Source organism: Shewanella sp. 11B5 (assembly GCF_002836795.1).
In the GTDB taxonomy this organism is placed as follows: Bacteria; Pseudomonadota; Gammaproteobacteria; order Enterobacterales; family Shewanellaceae; genus Shewanella; species Shewanella frigidimarina.
In genome coordinates, this window is record NZ_PJAP01000459.1 from 1 (window position 1) to 4650 (window position 4650).

Below are 4650 nucleotides of genomic sequence, written 5' to 3' on the forward strand. Positions count from 1 at the left end.
TTCGTTACCAATGGGGCGGTTAAGTGCTTTCCAAACCCACCTCTTATCTGGGTTTCATCATGACAATCAAAGCACAGTACCGACAAATTGCTGATAGTGTTATTGCTTGGATTTTCATCTATATGATGTATCTGAACTCGCTTCCCCCTTTCTCGGCAAACACAACACGTCCGGTCTGACGTGAAAAGAATTTCAGCTGAAACATCAGGCGTGATTGCTTTTCTATTTTTTGGCACTATATCTCCCTCGAACCTAACGCTGCAAACACCGGCGCAGCTCCGCTGCATCCGAGTGCTTTGACTTGTTAGACTATCCCCTAAACTTCAGTTGCATCCGGGACATCATAGATATTATCTGTAATTTCACTCATTAAGCGATGATCTAAAAGGACTTGAAGGATAGTCCTTGCAGTTTCAGAACAAGGAACAATAGTATTGCTTGTGGAATCAAAATTAATACCCCAGCTTCTAGATGTGTTAACACGCATTAGGTTAGGTATAAAATTCGGATTATTGTAAATCCCTTTCTCTTCAATCACGCCCATTCGTCGTAGCTGTATTGAATTAGAACCTACATATTCAATAATTACCGAAATGTCGGTGAACAATCCACTAAATGAAGGTGAGGCTTGTAACTGGGTAAATGCTTCAACATATGCTTCGCGATGCTGCATTGATGATTCAAATCCACGTTTGTTTGCTATAAATATGGTGTTGTTAATTACATAGAAATCAAAATTTTTCTCAATTGAAAAACTATTATCTTCAACTCCAGCGAGCTCCCCATTAGAAAACACCATATTTATATATTTTTTGGGGTACGAAGTTTTCCATGTTGAAGTGGATCTCTTTACAGCATAAACAGTAATGCCATTTGAAATAAATTTTACAACATAACCTTTGGCACCTTTGAGATCTTTACTATCATCAATTCTATGCTCAGATTCCAAACGATCTATAAGTGTTTTCAACTTATTAAAATCAGTCGTATTTTGTTCGATAGTGAGGCAGCTACTTTCATTTGTCTGTGCAATATATGAATAAGGTGCATGCTCCGTAATTCTTGCAATCTCTATTTCAACAAACCCTTTTATTTGACTGTTTAATTCATTTTCAGTTTGAACATAAAAAGTTCTGAATCTTGCCGCTGAAGCGCTATCCTTAAAAACCCATAAATGTGGTATTGAACTAGAAAAATCAAATGATTTTAGTTGTTGAAAGTCAGATGTCATTGGCAGCCCCTTGTAATATAGAAATCTTGAATAGATTGGAATTGGTAGTATCCTGGAGTCAATACGCCTTTTTTCAATACTCTGACATCGCGTTCCTGTCCGTTTATTTGAATTTTTGCTTCGTACAACTTCCAGCCAAACATTAACAAAAGAGGGTTCATTATTATTTGCCCTGACTTGTAAGTAATGGCAAACATCCAAAATAGAAACACAGAAAAACCTAGTAGCTTTTCTGGAGCGTCATAACTTATTCCCATAAATGAAACGACATAGGGAAATACGTAATTAATAATATCGTTTGGAATTGTTTTCGAGCTTTTCACTTCACCTTCAAATGGGAAAGATATTTTCTTTAAAGAAAAGTTTGAAATGATAACTGAAACACACGTAACTAAAATGAAGGCCAAAGAAAGATATGGGTTGCTAAAGGGATTAAATGAACAGCTCCCTATGTCTGAAAGATCGCAAAATGACCTACTCCACCATGAAATAGGTATATCTTGCACAGCAAGAATCAGGGCCAACGGTAAATACGAGCCAATAAATATGATGAAACCTGACAGCAATCTAAATTGCATGATTATTAACCACTTGTGTATTCTCCGCGATATAGCTGGTCTGAACGCCTAACGTTTTAGTATTTGTGCGTTGCGCTGGTTGCATGGCACAAACCGCTTTTTGGACTTAGCCGATGTCGAGTCCAGGTTAATTGGTACGCTTTATGTTATAGAAATTTGCTTTTTTTGATGCTAGCTCTGAGCTGCAGAGCAGTTTTGAACTGAATATATGGTTTGATTTGCACGTGTTTCATTGAAATTCCCTTGTCATTATTGTGTTCCATCACATCTTTTTTAAGTCTAACTGATTCAATGAGGTAAATACACTCGGTTGAGCCAGAACTTGGCTCCGCGCAGCGGCTTAGTTCAACATTTGTATAGTGCGATCCATAGTCAGGAATTATTAAACCGTCGGTTTGATGCTAGCAGAGCGTTACGCCTGAAAACGGTCACGTTTTATGTGACTGCAGATCACCATCCTGCTATACATCTGTTGTCTTACTTTCTGGTTTTGAACATCTTAGTGGCTGAGGTATTTGTAGCTTTAATTGCGCTTTTGAAAGTCTTTAAAGTCTTATTAGAGTCATTCAATTCGTTGTTAAGCACCTCTATTACGTCAGCCCTTAAATCATTGAAACTACATAGGTAATCAATTGGTATTATATTTTCTGTTGGGTTGTAGTGATAATCTATTCCTTCCCACAATTTTTCAATAAGCTGAAAATATAGCTTTTCTAATCGAGCACTATTCGAGTCTGAGCTTATTACATAAAATTTATCCGTTGCTAGAACTAATTTTTTGTAATTTCAAGCATTTCCCTTCTGACGTGCAGTGCGTATTCTTCATTATATTCTTGTGATTTTATAAGCACTTTCTCTACTACATACATGCGTAAGTTGGCTATTTCACTTGTAATCTCAAGAATTACATCTCTTTTTTTATCCAATAGGTGTGTTCTTTTGCTACTCGAAGTTGCAACTAAAGCAGCAATAAATGCTGATAACACAATCGCTACTGGTGCTAGGTATGAAGTGAGAATGGCAGCACCAGAATTCTCTGTCTCGATGAATATCTGACAAACATCTAAGGTTTCTTTTACGCTCAATTGATTGTTCCTTTGTTATGCTAGCCACGTGATTTCAAGCCTCGAATGATATCTGAACGCCAATCCTTCTCATAGTTAAATTAACCGTGCCATATATGGACGTCTACCCCGTCATATGATCAGGCATGGATTCTTGCCTGATTTATTATTTCAGGTATGGAAAAATTCGATGAGTAATATATGAAGGGGTTACTGCTCTGACACGGAAAGGGGCAAAAACAAGTTTGAGTTACAAACGTAATTTAACCTCTACAGTAGTCTTATAAAGTAGCAGCCGATATTTCTTAGCCACTACTGCTAGTGATGTAAAAAAATTGTAAAATATCCGTCGGTTTGTGATTTAATTTACTTAGTTCTAAAATACACTCTATTGGAGGTTGTTTGTAAAAGTAGATATTGAGACAATTATCAACTGACATGTTTTTGATCAACTTTAATCATCTAGAGGTATTTTATCATGTAAAATTATAAACCCAAGCAGTTTAAGACGGCCTGGATTTACAATTAAAATAACATTGATAGGGAATTAACCTTTATCAAAAATAAAGTTCGCAATAAATTATAACCGCTAAAAGCTATAAGAGAATTTTGTCCTTAAATCAGTAGCATCTTTTTGATTATTTTCATAATCCAAGATTGAAAAATCAACTGATATACCGCAATTAGCTAGTTTACCATCAAATTGATATGCAAGATTAACCGTCCATTCATTTAAATCTTTTCCAACTATGGGATTGTCAAAAGATGTATAAAATAATTTACCTTTAACATTAGAGATAGTAGAACCTAACCCCAGTTGATACGAATTTGTGCCCGCTTCAAATGCAGCAACCCCCGCAGTTTTAGTAGTTGCAGTAAACTGATAATAAGCTCCTTGACCTATGCCTCTAAAAACTCTATTTTCTCCTTCATTTCCTCCAGCTAATGTATAACCAGCGAAAAAATCTACTCCCCCCTGGCTGAAACCTACTTTAAAGCCCAAAAGATCATTATCAACTAGTTCATTTTTATCCCACTTAGTTTTGTAGTACTGCACCGCAATATAACTGTTAAAGTTAGTTGGCAATGTATATTCTACATCCGCATAGAGTGCTTGGACTTCATTTATTACATTTGCGTACTGTGAGTTAATTTTAACTTTTTTAGCTATCCGTTTATTAACTTGTGCGTAAAAGACGCCATCATTGCCTATCTTATAAAAGTCGCCAGGGGAACCAGAACCATTATAATCAAAATCAACAAATTCATTATCAACATAAAATGATTTATCTGTTCGAGTCTGATATTTAGTCACATAACCAATCGAAATATCAGTATCCTCAAAATGACTTGAAGATACCTGATACATTTCAAAAGACTCTTTTATCAATCTTGAACCTGAGTTAGCGATCAAGGGTGATGAAAAGTGTTGTCTACCTCCAGAAAACACCGTACCACCAAACTGATATTTCAAAAAGGCTTCTGATAATACAAGACCTTGTGCGTTTATACTGCCCGCAGTTCTATCATCATCATCATTGATGTTACTAACGTATGATCCCTGTACTTCTCCTCCCAATTTAAACCCATTAAACTCTGATGTATTAAAAGTAACATTACCACCATTCACCCAAATCGAGCTATTCTCTGCATTTGAATCGTCAAAATCTTGTTCGAAATAGTACGATTTCGCTGTACCTCCAACATTACCATTGTGTATCCATTCAGAAAAATTTTCAATATCACCATTAGAGAATGCATTATTACTCATTGCTAA

At 36.0% G+C, this 4650-nt stretch carries 4 protein-coding genes; all 4 read right to left on the minus strand.

Annotated features, from left to right (window positions below):
- Window positions 1–316: 316 nt before the first annotated feature.
- A complete protein-coding gene (locus CXF78_RS10645; RefSeq protein WP_102036764.1) occupies window positions 317–1231 on the minus strand; it encodes a DUF4868 domain-containing protein in 915 nt (304 codons plus the stop codon).
- The gene (locus CXF78_RS10650) at window positions 1228–1809 is read right to left on the minus strand and encodes a hypothetical protein (RefSeq protein ID WP_102036765.1); all 582 of its coding nucleotides are present in this window, start codon (window positions 1807–1809) and stop codon (window positions 1228–1230) included. The genes CXF78_RS10645 and CXF78_RS10650 overlap by 4 nt, the downstream gene beginning before the upstream one ends.
- A gap of 770 nt (window positions 1810–2579) precedes the next feature.
- The gene (locus CXF78_RS10655) at window positions 2580–2894 is read right to left on the minus strand and encodes a hypothetical protein (protein WP_102036766.1); all 315 of its coding nucleotides are present in this window, start codon (window positions 2892–2894) and stop codon (window positions 2580–2582) included.
- A 568-nt stretch (window positions 2895–3462) separates the two neighbouring features.
- On the minus strand, window positions 3463–4650 hold a 1188-nt coding region (locus tag CXF78_RS10660), incomplete at its 5' end, for an OprD family porin (protein WP_257984886.1).